The following is a 16,672-nucleotide window of genomic DNA, read 5'->3' as shown; positions in this document are numbered from 1 at the left end:
GCGGTTGAACGGGTCGGCCATGATCGCTCCTGATTGCGGACGACGCGGGGCGCGCCTAGGCTCCTATCGTCGCGAGGACAGGCATGATCTTCAAGAGATACATTCCGCGCAGCCTTTTCGGGCGCGCGCTGCTCATTTTCATCGCGCCTGTGATTCTGTTGCAGGCCGTCGTCGCCTATGTGTTCGTCCAGCGCCATTTCGAGGGCGCGACGGCGCAGATGGCCAGCGCCGTCGCGAAGGAGCTGAACTACGCCGTCGACCTTGTCGAGCGGACCGAAGATCCGGTGGCGGCTCAAAGCACGCTTGACGAGCTGGCCGGGCCGCTGGGGATGAAATTCGGGCTGGTGGAGGGAGCGATCGTCGCGCCATCGGCGATTCGCGAGTTTTACGACGTCGCCGGCGGGGCGGTGGAGCAGGCGTTCAAACGCGACGTGAACCGACCCCTGGCGCTGGATCTGGTGTCCGACGCGGACATGATCGACGCGCGGGTGCAAACCGCGAAAGGCGTGCTTCGCGTGCTCATCCCTCGCGACCGGATGATCAGCTCCAACCCTGAATATCTGCTGTTCTGGATGTTCGGCACGGCGGCCGCGCTGATGGCGGTCGCCGTGTTCTTTCTGCGCCGGCAGGTCCTGCCGATCCGCGCGCTCGCCGCCGCCGCCGACGATTTCGGCAAGGGTCGCGACATCCCGTTTCGCCCGCAAGGGGCGGAAGAAGTGCGCCGCGCCGGCGCCGCCTTTCTCGACATGAAGGCGCGCATCGAGCGGCAGATCGAGCAGCGGACGAAGATGCTTTCCGGGGTCAGCCATGACTTGCGGACGCCGCTCACCCGGATGAAGCTCGCGCTCGTGCTTCTCGGCGACTCGCCCGAGACGCGTGAGCTTCAGCGCGACGTCGACGAGATGGGCCGGATGCTGGGCGAATTCCTCGCGTTCGCACGCGGCGAGCAAGGCGAGGAGACGAGCGAGGTCGACCCGGTCGAGATTGCGGAGGAGGTGGCGGCGGGCGCGCGGCTTCTCGGCGCGCAGGTCTCGGTGCTTTCAACCGTCGATACGCCCGGCCGGGCGACCGCGCCGTTGAAACGCATGGCGGTCAAGCGGGCGCTCGGCAATCTGGTCGGCAACGCCGCGGAATTCGGAGACCGGGTCGACATATCCGCCCGCGTCACCCGGAAATTCATCGAGTTCATCGTGGAGGATGACGGTCCCGGCATCCCCGAAGAGGCGCGCGAGGCCGCGTTTCGTCCGTTCGAGCGGCTCGACAATGCGCGCAATCAGGATAAGGGCGGCGGGGTCGGCCTCGGCCTCTCCATCGCGCTCGACATCGCGCGGAGCCATGGCGGCGAGCTGAGCCTGCATGAAAGCGAGCGGCTCGGCGGCCTGAAAGCGCGGTTTCGGGCGCCGCGTTGAGCCCCCCGCGGCCGAAGGCCGGGGCCTCCCCGAGACCACGCCCTGCGGCGATGCGCGTGAGCCGCTCCGGGGCTGAGGCGAACAGCGCGGCGGGATGCATTCCGGCGCCAGTCATGACCCGGTCCCGGACCCGGATGCGCGAAGCCCCGGCGGATCTCTCCGCCGGGGCCCGATCACCGCTTCGGAGCGGAAATGGTCAGTGAGGCCGCCGCTTGATCGGCGCCCAGATCTTCTTGTTGGTGAGGTAGAGCAGAACGAGAAGGAGAATCAGGAAGCCGATATTCCGGAACCCGGCTTCTTTCCTCTCGGTCATCTTCGGCTCGGCCGTCCACATCAGGAACGCGGAGACATCCATGGACATCTGCTCCACCGTCGCGTCGGTTCCATCCTGATACTCGATCAGCCCCTCGGAAAGCGGCGGCGGCATCGCGATAAACCCTGATGGGAAGGCGGTGTTCTCATAGAGAACCGCCCCGGCCTCGCTCTTCTCCTCGCCGGTATAGCCGGTGAGGATGGCGTGGATGTATTCCGGCCCGCCGGGCCCCTTGATCAGCTGGTTGATCCCGAGTCCGGCCGGCCCGTGAAATCCCGCGCGCGCCTTGGCCATCAGGCTGAGATCCGGCGCCCCGGCGCTGGTGTTGGCCGGGAAGTGGTCGGACGGTTTCGCCGGCCTCGTGTCGCCCGGCTCGCCCTCTTCGTCGGCGACTTCGTAATTCGCCGCGATCGCCTTCAGCTGCGCGTCGGGAAAGCCCGGCCCCGCCTTCTCTCCCAGAGAGCGGATCGTGACGAATTTCAGCCCGTGGCACGCCGCGCAAACCTCATAATAGACCTGAAAGCCGCGCTGAAGCTGATGCTGATCGAAAGAGCCGAACGGGCCTTCGAAGCTGAACGACACATCTTCGATATGGCCGCCTTCCGCGGCGAGCGCGGGGGCGGCGATGGCGAGCGCGGCGCTGGCGGCCGCAACGGCGAGAAGGTGCTTCATATCCATTTTTCCCTCTCTCACTCAGCCGGATTCGGCTGCGCGCCGGCGGCTGCGCCGGCTTGCGGCGGATAGTGCGCGTCGAAATCGGCCTCGATCGTCGCGGGCTGCCGGGTCGGCCTCTCGGTGATGCCGAGGATCGGCAGAATCACCAGGAAATAGAGGAACCAGTAGATCGTGCCGATCAGGGACAGCACCGGCACGATGCCTTCCGCCGGTTGTCCGCCCGCCCACATAAGCACCAGGAAGTCGATGACCAGGACGAGAAACGCCCAGCGGAACATCGGCCGATAACGCCCGGAGCGAACCTGGCTCGTATCGAGCCAGGGCACCAGCGCGAGAACGGCGATCGAGCCGAACATCAGCAGAACCCCGGCGAGCTTCGCCGGAATGATCCAGAGAACGTCGAAGGTGATCGCCCGGAGGATCGCGTAGAAGGGCAGGAAGTACCATTCCGGCACGATATGCGCGGGGGTCACCAGCGGGTTCGCTTCGATGTAGTTGTCCGCATGACCGAGGTAATTCGGCATGAAGAAGACGAAGACCGCGAAGAAGATCAGGAAGAAGACCAGCGCGAAGAGATCCTTGATGACGAAATACGGCCAGAAGGGCAACGTGTCCTTCTTCACCTCGTCGATCGAGCCGCGCCGAACGTCAACCCCGGTCGGATTGTTGTTTCCGGTCGAGTGGAACGCCCAGATATGCACGATGACCAGCCCGGCGATGACGAAGGGCAGGAGATAGTGCAGCGAGAAGAAGCGCGTCAGCGTCGCATTGTCGACCGCCGGCCCGCCGAGAAGCCAGGTCTGGATCGGCTCGCCGATCAGCGGCAGCGCGCCGAAGAGCCCGGTGATGACCGTGGCGCCCCAGAACGACATCTGCCCCCAGGGCAGGACATAGCCCATGAACGCCGTCGCCATCATCGCCAGATAAATCAGGATGCCGATGATCCAGGTGATCTCGCGCGGGGCCTTGTAGGAGCCGTAATAGAGCCCGCGGAAAATGTGCATGTAGACCGCGAGGAAGAACATCGACGCGCCGTTGGAATGGAGATAGCGCAGCAGCCAGCCGCCATTCACATCGCGCATGATATGCTCGACGGAGGCGAAGGCGAGCGTGGTGTCGGGCGTGTAATGCATGACCAGCGTGATGCCGGTGACGATCTGAACCGCCAGGAAGAACGTGAGGACGATCCCCCAGATCCACATCCAGTTGAGGTTCTTCGGCGTCGGAATGAACAGGGTCGAATGGAGCAAGCCGAGAATCGGCAGCCGGCTTTCGATCCATTTCTCCCAGCCGGATTTCGGCTCGTATTGCTCGTGAGGAATGCCGCTCATCTCAGGTCTCCTCAGCCGAGCTTGATGACGCCGTCGCTGACGAAAGCGACGACAGGAATGTAAAGGTTCTTCGGCGCCGGGCCTTTTCGGATGCGGCCGGAGGTGTCGTAATGCGAGCCGTGGCAGGGGCAGAACCAACCGCCGAAATCGCCGGCGTCGCCCAGGGGCACGCACCCGAGATGGGTGCAGACGCCGATCATCACCAGCCATTCGCCCGCTTCGTCGAGGGCGCGGTTGGCGTCCGACGCGTCGGCGTCGGCGGGCAGGTTGGCGTTTTCCGCGCCGGTGTCGCGCAGTTCGGAAAGCGGCGTCTCGCGCGCGGCCGCGATCTCCTCCTCGGTCCGGCGGCGGATGAAGACCGGCTTGCCGAGGAACTTGACGGTGAGCTGCGTCCCGGTCTCGACGCCGGAGATATCAACCTCGACCGACGCGAGCGCGCGCACGTCGGCGCTTGGGTTCATCTGGTCCACCAGAGGCCAAACAGCTGCGCCAACCCCCACCGCGCCTGCGGCGCCGGTCGCGACGTAGAGAAAGTCGCGGCGCGTTCCAATTGCTTCGGACACGGGTCCCATCCCCTCAATTCTGCCGGCGGTCCGGCTGTTGCTTCGGCAAACCGCGCCCGAAGCGCGGCCATCGGCCAGCGCCCTCGCACGGCGCGGTCTCGCTCATGAGCCGACTTACCTTGCGCCGCCGCGCTCGTAAAGGCGATAGGCGCGGGAAATCACGCGCCTCTGGTCGCACCCCGCGCCGAACCCGCGCGAAAGATCGCGGCGACGAAAGCAGGGGCCGCCGCCGCGCGTGCGCCGCCGTCGTCTATTCCACGGCTTCAAGCCCGATGAACCCGCCGGACTGACGGCGCCAGAACCCGGCGTAGCGGCCGTTTTCGGCCAGGAGCGAGTCGTGGGTTCCGATCTCGACGATGCGCCCCGCCTCCATCACGATGATCCGATCCATCCGCGCGATGGTGGAGAGCCGATGCGCGATCGCGATCACCGTTCGCCCCTCCATCAGCCGATCGAGGCTCTTCTGGATCGACGCCTCCACCTCGCTGTCGAGCGCCGAGGTCGCCTCGTCCAGCGCCAGAATCGGCGCGTCCTTCAGGATCGCGCGGGCGAGCGCGACCCGCTGGCGCTGGCCGCCGGAGAGCTTCACTCCCCGCTCGCCGAGATGGGCCTCATAGCCGCGCCTGCCCTCGATATCGCGGAGATCCTGAATGAACTCATGCGCCTCGGCCTCCCGCGCCGCCGTGATCATCTCCTCCCGCGACGCGTCCGGGCGGCCGTAGCGGATGTTCTCCGCCGCGGCGCGATTGAACATCGCGGTCTCCTGCTGGACCATCGCGATCTGACGGCGAAGATCATCCTGGCGCAGGGTGCGGATATCGACGCCGTCGAGCGTGATGCGCCCCTTCTCGACATCATAGAGCCTGAGCAGGAGCGAAAGCGCGGTGGTCTTGCCGGCGCCCGAGCCGCCGACCAGCGCGACCTTCTCCCCGCTCCGGATCGAGAGATCGAACCCGTCGAGCCCGCCGCCGTCCCTGGCGCCGTAGCGATAGCTCACATTCTCGAACCGGACCTCGCCCCTGGCGCGCGCAAGCGGCCGCGGTCGCGGCGGATCGGTGACGCCATGCTCCGGCGTCAGGGTGCGCATTCCATCCTCGGCCTCGCCAAGATGGGCGAAGATCACCATCGCGGTGAAGCTGATCCAGCCGGACATCTGCGCGATCCGGGTCGACAGCATCCCGGCGACGGCGATGTCGCCCGCGCTGGCGCCGCCGCCCCGCCAGAGCATCAGCGCGCCGCCAATCAGAAGCACCGGCAACGCGCCGGCGAGAAGCATCAGGACGCCGCGGAATCCGGCCGCCATCACGCCGAAATCAAGCGCGCTTTCGCGGAACCGGCCGATGGCGCGGTCCGCGCCCGCCTCCTCCCTCCCGACATGCGCGAAGAGCTTCACCACCGCCATGTTGGAAAGCGTGTCCACGATCCGCCCGGTGACCCCGGCCCGCGCCTCCGCCCGCGCCTTGGCGAGCCGCCGGATGCGCGGCAGATACCAGCGTATCAGCAACACATACGCGAAGAGCCAGAGCGCCAGCAGGGCCGTCAGCCGCCAGTTCACATTGGCCAGCACCAGCGCGGTTCCCGCAATCGTCGCCAGCGCGAACGCCATGGCGTTGGTCATCTCCAGCATGACTTCGGTGATCGAGGTCGAGGTCTGCATCTCCTTCTGCGCGAGGCGCCCCGCGAAATCGTCGTTGAAGAACTTCAGCGACTGCCCGAGCGTGTGGCGGTTGAGCCGGGCGAGGACCTGCGCGAAGAGATTGGGGCCGAGCGTGATCGAGTTCAGCGCCGCCGACAGCGTCATCGCCGCCGGGCGAATCAGCATGAAAAACGCCGCGACAAAAAGCAGCATCGGCCATTGATCGGCGAAATACGTCGCCCGGTCCGACGCCAGCGCATCGTCGATCACCCACCCGATCAGAAGCGAGCCGACAGCCTCCAGCCCGCCGACCAGCGCGCCGGCGCCCCCCGCGAGAAGGATCGCCGGCCACGCGCCGGCGAGCGCCCAACGCAGAAAATCCCGGAACCTTGACGGCGGAGCGCCTTTCGCGGCCGCGAAAGGCCGGATCAGCCCGGCGAAAAGGCGCCTCACGCCGTCGCTCCGACGTCATGGCGGCGGCCCGAGCGCCGGATGAGGCGCGTCTCGACGGGCGCGATCCGGCCTGCGCCGGGGACGGCGGCCCGGGCGATGGCCGAAAACCGGCGCGGGGTGGAAGCCAAGATCTCGCCCTCCGTCTCGTCGATCAGCCTCGTCTAGCCGCGCCCCGCCCCATTGTCGAACGCCCCGCCTTGCGCCAGCCGGGCGCGGAGCGGATAAACGGGCCGCCCAAACGCAGTGGAGACAAGACCGATGACGCCTCCCCCGCAATCGGACGCCGCAGGCGCGACCGGCGACATGACCGAGGAAAAAGCGCGCGCCGCCGCATGGTTCGAGGCGCTCCGCGACCGGATATGCGCCGCGTTCGAAGATCTGGAGACGACGCAGACCGCAGGTCCGCACGCCGCCCTCCCCCCCGGCCGCTTCGAGCGGAAGGCGACCCGCCGCGAGGGCGAGCCGGGCGAGGATTCCGGCGGCGGGGTGATGAGCGTGATGCGCGGCGGCCGGGTGTTCGAGAAGGTCGGCGTGAACGTCTCCACCGTTCATGGCCGGCTCGGCGCGGCGGCGCAGCGCTCCCTCACCGCGCGAAAGGAGATCGCGGGCCTTGAGAAGGATCCGCGCTTCTGGGCGTCCGGGCTTTCGCTCGTCGCGCATATGCGAAGCCCGAAGACGCCGGCGGTCCACATGAACACGCGGATGTTCTGGACGCCGTTCTGCTGGTGGTTCGGCGGCGGCGCCGACCTCAACCCGATGGTCGAGGAGCCGGAGGACACCGCGTTCTTCCACGCTGCGCTGAAGGCCGCCTGCGACCGGCACGACCCGGCCTATTACCCCGCGCACAAGGCCTGGGCGGACGAGTATTTCATGATCCGCCACCGGGGCGAGGCGCGGGGCGTCGGCGGGGTCTTTTTCGACGATCTCTGCACCGGCGACTGGGAGGACGATTTCTCCTACACGCAGGATATCGGCCGCGCGTTTCTCGACGCGTTCCTGCCGATCACCGAGAGACGGCGATTCGAGCCATGGACGGCGGCGGACCGCGAACATCAGCTGATCAGGCGCGGCCGCTATGTCGAGTTCAACCTGGTCTACGACCGCGGCACGAAATTCGGGCTGGAGACGGGGCATAACCCCGACGCCGTTCTGATGAGCCTGCCGCCCGAAGCGAAATGGCCGTGAAGCGGCGGCGCGCGGCTGGCGCGCCGCCCCCTCAACCTATTTGAGGGCCGACACCGGCGTCGGCGTGATCCGTTGCACCTTGATCAACGCGCGGTCCATCAGATCGCCGACACGCGGGGCGATCTCGTCCTTCCACTCCGGGTCCTCGTAGACCGCCGCGTAGAGCCGCTCCCGCTCGGCTTCGGAATCGAAGCGGCGGATCCAGATGAAAACGCTTTCGTCGACCTCGCCCCGGAAGCTGCCGACGACGCTCATGCCCCGAGAGATCTGGAACGGGAGGATCACCTCGTCGAAAAACTTCACCCATTCGTCAATCTTTCCCGGGCGGATCACATATTGACGAAGCTCCAAGAACGGCATCCGATTTTCCTCTCTCTTTGATTTCCGGCGGATGAAACAGGCGATCTCCCGGAAGCGCAATCCGCTTCTGCGTGATTGAAACGCCGACCGCGCGGCGCCTATGCTCTCAGGGAAACAGAGGAGCCCCGAACATGACGAAGGGAAGAGCGCTGGTCACCGGCGCGTCCGCCGGCATCGGCGCCGCCACGGTGCGCGCGCTGGTCGCGGACGGCTGGACGGTGGAGATGACGGCGCGGCGGGCGGACCGCCTCGCGGCGCTGGCCGAAGAGACCGGCGCCGCGCCGCACACGATCGACGCCGGAGACGCGGCCGCGATGCGGGCTCTGGTGGAGGGGGCCCCGTTCGATCTTCTCGTCGCCAACGCCGGCAAGGGCGGGGCGATGCGCGGGCTCGCCGGCGCCGACCCGGCGGAGATCGCCGAGATCGTCCACCTCAACGTCACCGCCACATTGCAGCTCATCGCCGCGATCCTGCCGGGGATGGCGGCGCGCGGGCGCGGCCATGTGATCACGCTCGGCTCGGTCTCCGGCGTCTATCCGACCGGCCCGGCGGTTTACGGCGCGTCGAAACACGCGGTGCGCGGGCTGATCCGCAATCTCCGGCTGGAGACGTTGGGCCAGGGGATCCGGTTCACCGACATCCAGCCAGGGCGCGTCGCCACCGAATTCTACGATGTGGCGGTCGCCGATCCCGTCGCCCGGGCGCGGATCACCGACACCGGCGTGGACGTTCTGGCGCCGGAGGACGTGGCCGAAGCGATTCGCTGGGCCGCGGCGCAGCCCGCCCATGTGAACGTCTCCGCGCTGGAGCTGTCGCCGATCGGGCAGACCTACGGCGGCGCCCGGTTCGCGGAACGATGACCACCAGCCTGAGAGGGCGAATCGCCGTCATCGGCTGGGGCTCCCTGCTCTGGGATCTCGACGATCTCGCGCCGAAGGTGAAGGGGCCCTGGCTGATGCGGGCGGGGCCGGCGCTGCCGTTCGAATTCTCGCGCATCTCGCCAAAGCGGAAGCTGGCGCTGGCGCTCTGTCTCGATCCGGCGCACGGGGCGCTCTGCCCGACCAACGCGATTCTCTCGCTCCGCTCCGATATCCACGAGGCGGCGGAGGATCTTCGCGCGCGGGAGCGGGCGGCGGACATCGGCTTCATCGGCGCCTTCTGCGCGCGCACCGGATTCCGCCGCTCGCGCCTCCCCGACGTCGCCGCGCTGTTCAGCGAGTGGTGCGCCGCGACCGGGGCCGCGGGCGCGGTCTGGACCGATCTGGACAGCAATTTCGAGGCCGTCCGGGGCGCGCCCTTCTCCTGCGACGCGGCCATCGCCTATCTTCGCGGCCTCCGCGGCGAAAGCCTGGAGGAGGCGCTCCGCTACGTCAGCCTCGCGCCGGAGACGACCGAGACGCCGCTTCGCCGCGCGCTCGACGCCGATCCCTGGTGGACCGGCGAGATCGCGGCGCGCCGGAGAACGGGTTAGACATGTCCCGGTCCGCTGATTACAGTTTCGCGCTGAAGACCCCCCTCCAGTCACGCAGGCGGCCATGGCGATAGCGAAAAACCGCATCCTTCTGGTGATCGGCGGCGGCGTCGCCGCCTATAAATGCCTCGACATGATCCGCCGCGGACGCGAGCGCGGGCTCGCCTTCACGCCGGTGATGACGCGCGCGGCGGCGGAGTTCGTCACTCCGCTCTCGGTTTCCGCGCTGGCCGGGGTCGCGGTCAAGACCGCGCTCTTCGATCTGACGGAGGAGGCGGAGATGGGGCACATCCAGCTTTCCCGGGCCGCCGATCTCGTCATCGTCGCGCCGGCGACCGCCGATCTGATGGCGAAGATGGCGAGCGGGCGCGCCGACGATCTCGCGTCGACGCTCCTGATGGCGACCGACAAGCCGGTTCTGATCGCGCCCGCGATGAATGTGCGGATGTGGGAGCACCCGGCGACGCAGCGCAACCTCGCGACCCTTCGCGGCGACGGGATTCACGTCGTCGGCCCGGATCGGGGCGACATGGCCTGCGGCGAGCATGGGCCGGGCCGTATGGCGGAGCCTGCTGCGATCCTCGCGGCGGCGGAACGCCTTCTCACCGGCGGCGGGCGGCTCGCGGGCCGGCGCGTTCTCGTCACCTCCGGGCCGACGCATGAGCCGATCGACCCGGTGCGCTATATCGCCAACCGCTCATCCGGCAAGCAGGGCGCCGCGATCTCGGCAGCGCTGGCGGCGGAAGGCGCGGATGTGACGCTGATCACCGGCCCCGCCACCCAGCCGCCGCCCGCCGGCGTGGCGGTGGTTCGGGTGGAGACGGCGCGCCAGATGATGGCGGCGGTCGAGGCCGCCTTGCCCGCCGACGCCGCGATCTTCGCCGCCGCCGTCGCCGACTGGCGCGCGGCGACGGAATCGGGCCGGAAACTGAAAAAGGACGGCACCGGCGCGATCCCCGATCTGAAACTGGCGGAGAACCCGGACATCCTCCGGACCATCGCCGCGCTGCCGCCCGGCCGGCGCCCGCCGCTGGTCATCGGCTTCGCCGCCGAGACCGACGACGTGATCGAAAACGCGACCGCCAAGCGGACGCGCAAAGGCTGCGACTGGATCGTCGCCAACGACGTCAGCGGCGACGTGATGGGCGGGGAGCGCAACCGCGTCACCCTGATCGACGAGAACGGAGCCGAAGACTGGCCCGAGGCCGAGAAGGCAGAGATCGCCCGGCGGCTCGCGGCGCGGATCGCGGCGCACCTGACGAAGACGACCGCGGCATGTTGAGCGCGCCCGCCATCCGCGTCAGCGCCCTGTCGAATTTCGACGCCACGCTCGGCATGCCGGCCTACGCCACCGCGGGGGCTGCGGGGGCGGACCTTCGGGCCTGCCTCGCGCCCGAGGTCCGCGCCGCCGGGCTCAGCTTCGCGCCGGGGGCGCGGGCGCTGGTGCCGACCGGCCTCGCCATGATGATCCCGGAGGGATTCGAGGCGCAGATCAGGCCGCGCTCGGGCCTCGCGTTCCGGCGGGGGCTGACGGTGGCGAACGCCCCGGGAACGATCGACAGCGATTACCGCGGCGAGATCATGGTCCTCCTGATCAATCTCGGGGCGGAGCCGACGACGGTCTCTCATGGCCAGCGGGTGGCGCAGATGGTGATCGCCCCCGTGGTTCAGGCCAGGTTCGAGACCGGCGCGCTCGATTCGACGGCGCGCGGCGCCGGCGGCTTCGGCTCAACCGGCGAAAAGGATCTGAAGCCATGATCCCGCTCCCGCCGGAAGGCGCCGCTCATCCCCGGAGCGACGCTCATGGCGGGCCGCCCGGCCCGGCGCGGCCGGGGGCCGATCGGCGGGCGGCCGCCGCGTTTTTCGGCGGACAATCGGCCTCGCGCAATGGCGTGGGGCGCGCGGCGCGCTATATTGACGAGACGAACCCAAGAAAAGGACGGCGCCATTGATGGGTGACACATTCAGCGAAGACGAGCTGGAGCGCTACGCCCGTCAGATCGTCATGCGCGAGATCGGCGGCCCCGGCCAGCGCCGGCTGCGCGGCGCGAAGGTGCTGGTGCTGGGCGCGGGCGGGCTCGGCGCTCCGGCGCTCATGTATCTCGCGGCGGCGGGGGTCGGCACGCTCGGCGTCGTCGACGACGACACGGTTTCGGTCTCCAACCTTCAGCGGCAGATCATCCACACCACCGCGCGCGTCGGCCAGATGAAGACCGCCAGCGCGAAAGAGGCCATCGCCGCGCTCAATCCGCATGTGCTGGTCCGGCTTCACGACATGCGGGTGACCGCCGACAATGTCGACGAGCTCATCAAGCCCTACCGGCTGGTGGTCGACGGCTCCGACAATATCGAGACCCGCTACATCCTCAATCGGGCCTGCGCCGCCCGCTCGACGACGCTCATCTCCGCCGCGATCACCCAGTGGGAGGGGCAGATCTCGGTGTTCAAGCCGTGGGAGGGCGGGCCCTGTTACGAATGCCTCTTCCCGACGCCGCCGAGCGAAGGACAGGCCGTCTCCTGCGCCGCCGGCGGCGTTCTCGGCCCGCTCGCCGGAGTGATGGGAACCATGCTCGCGGTCGAGACGATGAAGGACGTGGCGCTGGCCGGCAGGCCGCTCAAAGGCCGCGTGCTGGTCTATAACGCGCTGGAGGGCGAGACGCGGACCTTCAACGTCGAGAAACGTGACGACTGCCCGGTCTGCGGGAGGGCTGGGCGCGTCTAGCGGCGCGCCGCCGCCCCCGAGGCGCTAGCCGCCCGCCGCCTTGATCGCCGGCATGATGCGCTTCTCGATGTCGTCGTTCTGGATCGGCCCGATATGCTTGTAGACGATGCGCCCGTCGCCATTGATGACGAACGTCTCCGGCACGCCGTAAACTCCCCATTCGATCGCGGCGCGGCCGCTCTCGTCGGCGCCGAGCGCGGTGTAGGGATCGCCGAGCCCGGCGAGGAACGCTTTCGCCTGCGCCGGCGCGTCCTTGTAGTTGAAGCCGCGAATATCCACGCCCTCCGCCGCCAGACCCATCAGCGACGGATGCTCGACCCGGCACGGGCCGCACCAGCTCGCCCATATGTTCACCAGCTTCACCTGGCCATCCGCCAGCGCCGCCGCCTCGATGCCCGGGCGGCCTTCGTAGAGCGGCGGCAGATTGGTCTGGGGCGCCGGTTTGTCGATCAGCGTGGAGGGAAGGTCGCTCGCGTTGTCGCGGCTGAGGCCGAACCAGAACACGGCCGCGATGACGGCGAACCCGACCACCGGCAGAAACCGCATCACGCGGGATTGGGGCTTTCGCTCATCGGTCATTGTGGCTTTCTCCGCGCATCCCGCGCGCGCTCGCGCCGCTCCAGCTCCGCTCGCGCCCGCAGCCCCGTGATCCGAACCCAGAGGCAGAGCGCGGCGAAAATCACCAGGAACGCGCCGTAGGCCGGCCAGATGAACCGGGCGTGCGCGCCCATGTCGGTCATGATCTCCATCTCAGCCCCGCGCCGCCTGCATCGCCAGAGACCGCGCCCGGCGAAGCCTGATCTCGGTCCGGGTCCGGGCGAGAAGAAGAGTGATGAACGTCAGATAGAAGCCCGTGATCGAAACCACGAGCGGCAGATAGTACACATTCGCGACATTCTCCCCCTCGGCGAGCGTGAGCGACGCCGGCTGGTGCAGCGTCCGGCCGTCGAAGATCTCCACCGCATAGCGCGACATGACCGCGAAAACGACGCCGACAAGGCAGAGAACCGCCGTGAGGTCGGCCGCCTTCTCCGGATCGTCGATGGCGTTCCAGAGCGCGATATAGCCGATATAAAAAAAGAACATGATGAGCACCGACGTCAGTTTCGGGTCCCAGACCCACCATGTCCCCCAGGTCGGCGCGCCCCAGAGCGCGCCGGTGATCAGCGCGAGCGCCGTCATGGCCGCGCCCATCGGCGCCGCCGCCTTCGCCGCGAGGAACGAGACGTGGTGCCGGCGCACAAGGCCGATGACGGAGGCGATCGCCATCATGAAATAGATGTTGATCGCCAGCATCGAGGCCGGAACATGGATATAGAGGATCCGCGCGCTTTCACCCTGTTCGGGATTGGTCGGCGTCAGAAACAGCCCCCAGAGCACGCCCACCGCGAGCGATACGGCGCCCAGCCCCGCGCACCATGGCAGGACCGCGCCGGAAACGCGCATGAATTCGGCGGGATTCGCATAGCGCCAGATCGACATGGCGGGAGAAGTACCCTCATCCCACCCGCCCGGCAACGGGGGAGAAGGTCACGGTCCGGCGAGCCTGTCCCGCGCGGCGCCCCATGTTGAAACGGAGGCGGGCATCGCCTAGAGGAGCGCCGGAGGCCACGTCCTCCCCGCCTTCCGGCGGGTGCGATGTCCGGGACGGCCCGGCCCTTTTTCAACCGGAGGGTCAGACATGGCGTGGATATTGCTGGTTCTGGCGGGCGGCCTCGAGGTCGTCTGGGCGTTTTACATGAAACAGTCGGCGGGGTTCACCCGCCTCGGGCCGAGCGTCGTCACGCTCATCGCCATGAGCGCCAGCTTCCTTCTGCTGGCGATCTCGATGAAGACCCTGCCGCTCGGCGTCTCCTATATGGTCTGGACCGGGATCGGCGCGGTCGGCGCGTTCATCCTCGGAGTCGCCGTGCTTGGCGAAGCGCTGACGCCGATGCGGGCGCTGGCCGCGGCGCTCATCGTCGCCGGACTGGTGCTGATGAAGCTCTCGTCTCCGAATTGAGCGCCGGTCAGACGGCGTGGCGCGCCACCGCGGCCTCGTTCCACTCGATCCCGGCTCCGGGCCGCGCGGGCGGCGCGGCGCGGCCATTCTCGAAGGCGATCGGCTCCGCCAGGATCGGCTCGGCCCAATCGACATATTCCAGCCAGTCCGCGGTTGGCGTCGCCGCCAGAAGATGGACGCTGATTTCCGGGTAGAGATGGCTCGAAACCGGAATCCCCGCCGCCGCGCAAAGCGCCGCGGCCTCCAGCCAGCCGGTGACGCCCCAGATCTTGCCGGCGTCCGGCATCAACAGGTCCGCCGCGCCGCCGGCGATCAGCCGGGCGATGTCGGGCGGGCCGAAGGCGTTTTCCCCGGTCATCAGATGCGTCGTGGCGGCGCGGCGGACCTCGGCGTGGCCCGCCACATCGTCGGCGCGCACCGGCTCCTCGATCCAATGGAGCCGGTCGCCGATGGCGCGCGCCCGCCGCGCCGCCTCGGCCGGAAGCAGAGACTGGTTGTAATCGCTCATCACCGGGTAGTCCGGCGCCACGGCCTCGCGGCAGGCGCGGATCGCCGCCAGATCCTCCGCCAGCGTCTCGTAACCGAGCCGCAGCTTCACCGCGCCGAACCCCTCCGCCAGCGCTGTCGTCTCCGCCGGAATAGCCGCCGCGCCGATCAGGCCGAGCCCGCAGGAATTATACGCGCGAACCGGAGCGCGGCCGGCGCCGAGCGCGGCGTGAAGCGGGAGGCCCAGCCCCTTCGCGAACCCGTCCCACGCGGCCATGTCCAACCCCGAGAGCGCCTGCCCCATCGCGCCGGTCGCGCCGGCGAACCGAAGCCGGGCGCGCATCGCCGCATGGAGCGCGCGCGGGGCGAGCGGCTCTCCGATCAGCCCCGCGCCAAGCGCCTCGATCGCCGCGATCAGCGGCTTCAGCGCGAAGACGCCATAGGCGAAGAGATACGCGCGGCCCACCGCGCCATCCGACATCTCCAGATCGATCAGCGCCAGCGGCGCCTCCATCACCGCGCCGCCGCCCGTCACCAGCGGCCGGCGCATCGGAACCACGACGCCGCGCGCGCGGAGGGCGGCCACTTTCACTTCGCTCATCGTCTTCTCCTCATCGCAGATTGACCCGAAGCGCCGCCGCCGCCGCGAACGGCCCCGCCGCCAGAGCGACCAGCGTCACCGCCCCCGAAAGATAGAGCGGCGCGGCGGCGTCGAGCCCGGTCGAGGCCCGCTCCACCGCCCGCGCGCCGAGAATCAGCGTCGGCAGATAGAGCGGCAGGACCAGAAGCGAGAGCAAGAGCCCGCCGCGGCGCACACCCACCGTCAGCGCCGCGCCGATCGCGCCGATCAGAGAGAGCGCGGGCGTCCCGATCAGCAGCGACAGGAAGAGAGGCCCGTACGCCGAAGGCGCGAGATTCAGCATCAGCCCCAGAACCGGAGAGAGCGCGACGAGCGGCGCGCCGGTGGTCAGCCAATGCGCCGCCGCCTTCGCGAGGACCGACATCTCCGCCGGCGCGGGCGAGAGAAGGATGAGATCCAGCGACCCATCCTCGAAATCCGCCTGAAACAGCCGGTCGAGAGACAGGAGGCACGCCAGCAGCGCCGAGGTCCACAAGACCCCGCCGGCGACGCGGCCCAACGCCTCCATCCCGCCGCCCATGCCGATCGGGATCAGGAGCGCCGCGATCGCGAAAAACGCGAGCGCCAACCCGCCCCCGCCTCCGATGCGGAACGCCAGCGCGAGGTCGCGGCGAAAAAGCGCCGTCACGCCCATGCGCCCGTGAGGAACGGATCGCCCGCCGCCGCCGCGCGCTCATCGGGCGGCGCCAGCGCGAGCCGCGGCCCGGCGGGCAGATCGAACGCCTGATGCGTCGCGGCGACGACGAGCCCCCCCGCCGCGCAATGCGCCGCGACGACCCCGGAGAACTCCGTCACCGCCGCCGCGTCGAGCGAGACCGTCGGCTCATCCAGCAGCCAGAGCCGCCGCCCCGTGACCAGAAGCCGCGCAAGGGCGAGGCGGCGCTTCTGTCCGGCCGAGCAATAGGCCGCCGGCGCGTCCGCGATATGCGTGAGGGAAAGCCGGGAGAGCGCGGCGTCGATATCTCCGTCCGTCTGGTAGATTTCGGTCCAGGCGGCGAGATTGGCGCGCACGGTCAGCACCGGCTTCACCGCGTCGAGATGTCCCGCATAGGCCGCCTGACTCGGAATATCCGTCGTCCCTTCCAGCGTGATCCGCCCGCGGGAAGGCGCGATGAGCCCGGCCAGCGCCCGCAGCAGGGTCGATTTTCCGGCGCCGTTCGGGCCGGAAACCAGCGCCGCCTCGCCCGCCTCCACGCGAAAATCGGGCGCGACCAGCGTCAGACGCCCGCCCCGCTCCACCTCAACGCCCTCGGCAATCAACGCCATTTCGCCTCGCCGTCATCCCGCCAGCGGGTATACAGACTTCAGACGCCGCCGCCAATTGCATGCCCCGGCGACCTTGTATACGGTCGCACACCAGATCATCCGCCGTGGGGCCCGCGTATTGCGCGACTCGCGAGCATCGGCGATGAATCGCAGCATGACC

Annotated in this window: 19 protein-coding genes; 8 read left to right on the top strand and 11 right to left on the bottom strand. The window is 68.7% G+C overall.

What is annotated here, in order from left to right:
- Positions 1–83 precede the first annotated feature (83 nt).
- Complete coding sequence (locus WG921_RS04860) at positions 84–1,409, top strand: ATP-binding protein (protein WP_340108092.1); 1,326 nt, start codon at positions 84–86, stop codon at positions 1,407–1,409.
- Between the two features lie 196 nt (positions 1,410–1,605).
- Here the strand turns inward: WG921_RS04860 and WG921_RS04855 are convergent, their stop codons facing one another.
- The 4 genes from WG921_RS04855 to WG921_RS04840 all read right to left on the bottom strand — a co-directional run bounded on the left by WG921_RS04855 (position 1,606) and on the right by WG921_RS04840 (position 6,380).
- Complete coding sequence (locus WG921_RS04855; RefSeq protein ID WP_340108464.1) at positions 1,606–2,394, bottom strand: cytochrome c1; 789 nt, start codon at positions 2,392–2,394, stop codon at positions 1,606–1,608.
- A 17-nt stretch (positions 2,395–2,411) separates the two neighbouring features.
- On the bottom strand, positions 2,412–3,728 hold the full coding sequence (locus WG921_RS04850) for a cytochrome b (protein WP_340108091.1): 1,317 nt from the start codon (positions 3,726–3,728) through the stop codon (positions 2,412–2,414).
- 11 nt (positions 3,729–3,739) lie between these two features.
- Complete coding sequence (gene petA / locus WG921_RS04845) at positions 3,740–4,300, bottom strand: ubiquinol-cytochrome c reductase iron-sulfur subunit (protein ID WP_340108090.1); 561 nt, start codon at positions 4,298–4,300, stop codon at positions 3,740–3,742.
- Positions 4,301–4,541: 241 nt separating this feature from the next.
- A complete protein-coding gene (locus tag WG921_RS04840; protein WP_340108089.1) occupies positions 4,542–6,380 on the bottom strand; it encodes an ABC transporter ATP-binding protein in 1,839 nt (612 codons plus the stop codon).
- 258 nt (positions 6,381–6,638) lie between these two features.
- Here WG921_RS04840 and hemF point away from each other — a divergent pair, with 258 nt between their 5' ends.
- Positions 6,639–7,565 (top strand): oxygen-dependent coproporphyrinogen oxidase, encoded by a 927-nt coding sequence (gene hemF, locus WG921_RS04835; RefSeq protein WP_340108088.1) that lies wholly within the window; start codon positions 6,639–6,641, stop codon positions 7,563–7,565.
- A 36-nt stretch (positions 7,566–7,601) separates the two neighbouring features.
- Here the strand turns inward: hemF and WG921_RS04830 are convergent, their stop codons facing one another.
- On the bottom strand, positions 7,602–7,925 hold the full coding sequence (locus WG921_RS04830; protein WP_340108087.1) for an NIPSNAP family protein: 324 nt from the start codon (positions 7,923–7,925) through the stop codon (positions 7,602–7,604).
- 131 nt (positions 7,926–8,056) lie between these two features.
- Here WG921_RS04830 and WG921_RS04825 point away from each other — a divergent pair, with 131 nt between their 5' ends.
- From WG921_RS04825 to WG921_RS04805, 5 genes are all read left to right on the top strand, one after another.
- Positions 8,057–8,785 carry an SDR family oxidoreductase gene (locus WG921_RS04825; RefSeq protein WP_340108086.1) on the top strand — a complete coding sequence of 243 codons (729 nt, stop codon included), beginning with the start codon at positions 8,057–8,059 and terminating at the stop codon, positions 8,783–8,785.
- Entirely contained in the window at positions 8,782–9,396 is a 615-nt protein-coding gene (locus WG921_RS04820; RefSeq protein WP_340108085.1) for a hypothetical protein, read from the top strand. Before WG921_RS04825 ends, WG921_RS04820 begins: the two co-directional genes overlap by 4 nt.
- Positions 9,397–9,460: 64 nt before the next feature.
- Positions 9,461–10,678 (top strand): bifunctional phosphopantothenoylcysteine decarboxylase/phosphopantothenate--cysteine ligase CoaBC, encoded by a 1,218-nt coding sequence (gene coaBC / locus WG921_RS04815; RefSeq protein WP_340108084.1) that lies wholly within the window; start codon positions 9,461–9,463, stop codon positions 10,676–10,678.
- Complete coding sequence (gene dut / locus WG921_RS04810; RefSeq protein WP_340108083.1) at positions 10,672–11,154, top strand: dUTP diphosphatase; 483 nt, start codon at positions 10,672–10,674, stop codon at positions 11,152–11,154. Before coaBC ends, dut begins: the two co-directional genes overlap by 7 nt.
- A gap of 193 nt (positions 11,155–11,347) precedes the next feature.
- The gene (locus WG921_RS04805) at positions 11,348–12,118 is read left to right on the top strand and encodes a HesA/MoeB/ThiF family protein (RefSeq protein WP_340108082.1); all 771 of its coding nucleotides are present in this window, start codon (positions 11,348–11,350) and stop codon (positions 12,116–12,118) included.
- A 24-nt stretch (positions 12,119–12,142) separates the two neighbouring features.
- On the opposite strand, the gene WG921_RS04800 is transcribed toward WG921_RS04805, so the two are convergent.
- Genes WG921_RS04800 through ccmC form a run of 3 tightly spaced genes read right to left on the bottom strand, consistent with a single transcriptional unit; the run spans position 12,143 to position 13,600 of the window.
- Complete coding sequence (locus WG921_RS04800) at positions 12,143–12,697, bottom strand: DsbE family thiol:disulfide interchange protein (protein ID WP_340108081.1); 555 nt, start codon at positions 12,695–12,697, stop codon at positions 12,143–12,145.
- Positions 12,694–12,858 carry a heme exporter protein CcmD gene (gene ccmD / locus WG921_RS04795; RefSeq protein ID WP_340108080.1) on the bottom strand — a complete coding sequence of 55 codons (165 nt, stop codon included), beginning with the start codon at positions 12,856–12,858 and terminating at the stop codon, positions 12,694–12,696. The genes WG921_RS04800 and ccmD overlap by 4 nt, the downstream gene beginning before the upstream one ends.
- A 10-nt stretch (positions 12,859–12,868) precedes the next feature.
- Complete coding sequence (gene ccmC / locus WG921_RS04790; protein WP_340108079.1) at positions 12,869–13,600, bottom strand: heme ABC transporter permease CcmC; 732 nt, start codon at positions 13,598–13,600, stop codon at positions 12,869–12,871.
- Positions 13,601–13,799: 199 nt separating this feature from the next.
- Between ccmC and WG921_RS04785 the strand changes: the two genes are divergently transcribed.
- Positions 13,800–14,120 carry a DMT family transporter gene (locus WG921_RS04785; RefSeq protein ID WP_340108078.1) on the top strand — a complete coding sequence of 107 codons (321 nt, stop codon included), beginning with the start codon at positions 13,800–13,802 and terminating at the stop codon, positions 14,118–14,120.
- A 7-nt stretch (positions 14,121–14,127) separates the two neighbouring features.
- On the opposite strand, the gene WG921_RS04780 is transcribed toward WG921_RS04785, so the two are convergent.
- The 3 genes from WG921_RS04780 to ccmA are packed head-to-tail and all read right to left on the bottom strand — an operon-like array spanning position 14,128 to position 16,512.
- Positions 14,128–15,207, bottom strand: coding sequence for an enolase C-terminal domain-like protein (locus tag WG921_RS04780; protein ID WP_340108077.1), 1,080 nt, complete (start codon positions 15,205–15,207; stop codon positions 14,128–14,130).
- 10 nt (positions 15,208–15,217) lie between these two features.
- Positions 15,218–15,874, bottom strand: a complete 657-nt coding sequence (gene ccmB / locus WG921_RS04775; protein WP_340108076.1) for a heme exporter protein CcmB — start codon at positions 15,872–15,874, stop codon at positions 15,218–15,220.
- A complete protein-coding gene (gene ccmA, locus WG921_RS04770; RefSeq protein ID WP_340108075.1) occupies positions 15,871–16,512 on the bottom strand; it encodes a heme ABC exporter ATP-binding protein CcmA in 642 nt (213 codons plus the stop codon). Before ccmA ends, ccmB begins: the two co-directional genes overlap by 4 nt.
- Positions 16,513–16,672 lie beyond the last annotated feature (160 nt).

Origin of the sequence: Paludibacillus litoralis, assembly GCF_037646705.1 — a bacterium.
GTDB lineage: Bacteria > Pseudomonadota > Alphaproteobacteria > Rhodobacterales > Rhodobacteraceae > Pikeienuella > Pikeienuella litoralis.
The sequence above is the reverse complement of the archived record's forward strand: the minus strand, read 5'-3'. Positions and strand labels throughout refer to the sequence as shown.